Source organism: Deltaproteobacteria bacterium (genome assembly GCA_009929795.1).
Classification (GTDB): domain Bacteria; phylum Desulfobacterota; class Desulfovibrionia; order Desulfovibrionales; family Desulfomicrobiaceae; genus RZZR01.
Map to the genome: position 1 here is coordinate 1 of RZZR01000363.1, position 1,396 is coordinate 1,396.

The following is a 1,396-nucleotide window of genomic DNA, read 5'->3' on the forward strand; positions in this document are numbered from 1 at the left end:
CCGGGGTCGGCCAGGTCACCTCCAGCTTCGGCGTGGCGCAATTCCGTCCCCCGGAGAGCGCCGATGCCTGGCTCGACCGCGCCGATGATGCCCTCTACCGGGCCAAGGCGGCGGGGCGTAACCGAGTCTGGATCGCCAGCGACTGACCGTAAGGCACGACGGATACCGACTCAAGGAGCTCATTGGCCGGCGGATGGACACCAAGACCCTGATCATTGTCGCCCTCATGGTGGCCCTGGCGATCACCCTGAGTATGGCCGTCATCCTATGGACGCGCCGGACCTATCCCGGTTTCGGGTACTGGGTCGCCGGGCTGGCTTGTGGCGGCCTGGCGTCGGTGCTCTTCCTGCTGCCCCGGGATCAGTTTCCACCCTGGTTGACCATCGTGCTGGCCAATTATCTCCTGCTCGCCAAGGGCATCCTCTTTCTGCGCGGCACCCTCATCTTCCGAGGTCTGTCACCCCGAGTGCGCTGGGATATCGCCGGCTCTCTGACCTATGTGGGCCTCTTGCTCTGGTTCAGCTATGGGGACCCCAACCTCAACGCCCGCATCGTCATCAATGCGGTGTTCAGTGTGATCTGGATGCTCTGGTTGGCCAGGGTCCTCCTGACCCGCCGGCCTCCTTTCTTCGGGTCCGCCGATCGCTTGCAAGCGGCCCTGTGGCTGGTGTTGACGGCTGCCGACTTCAGCCGTGCACTCTATGCCGGCTTCTTCGCGCCCCCCCTGACTGACTTTCTCGTCGGACCGGCCTACCAGAACCAGTGGATCTTGCTGGTGATCCTGACCTCGCTCCTGGTCGCCGTGAGCCAGGTGGTAATGAACGCCCAGCGACTGGAGTTCGACCTGCTGCAGGCGCGGGAAGCGCTGGAGGAGGACATTCGCAAGCGCGAGCGCATCCAGGTCGCGCTGCGCCGGGCCAAGGCACGCCTGGAAGCCACGGTCAATGCCTTGCCGGATCTGCTGTTACGGGTAGACCGCGCGGGCCGGGTCCGGGAATGTCACACGGCGGACCCCGGCAGACTCATCCTGCCCCCGGCTGAATTCCTCGGCCGACCGGTCACGGAGATCCTGCCCCCGGAGGCCGCAGGGGTGATTCTCGCCGCCCTGGAGGAGGCTGAGCGCAAGGGCTATCACCGGGGGGGCCGCTACTCTCTCCCCTCGCCCCAAGGACCGATCTGGCATGAGCTCTCGATCGCCCGACTGGAGGGACCGGAGGCGGCCAAGCATGAGTTCATCATACTGGTTCGCGACATCACCGATCGCAAACTGGCCGAGGAACAGCTCCGGATCAGCGAAGGGCGACACCGGCTGTTGGCCGAAAACGCCCAGGATGTCATCTGGACCATCGAGCCCGATGGGACCATCTCCTACATCAGTCCTGCCATCGAGAAACTC

2 protein-coding genes are annotated in these 1,396 nt (G+C 64.9%); both read left to right on the forward strand.

Annotated features, from left to right (window positions below; genetic code table 11):
• Window positions 1-146: diguanylate cyclase (locus EOM25_15005; GenBank protein NCC26487.1), on the forward strand; the 146-nt coding region annotated here is incomplete at its 5' end.
• Between the two features lie 47 nt (window positions 147-193).
• Window positions 194-1,396 (forward strand): hypothetical protein (locus tag EOM25_15010; protein NCC26488.1); only part of this gene is annotated, 1,203 nt, incomplete at its 3' end.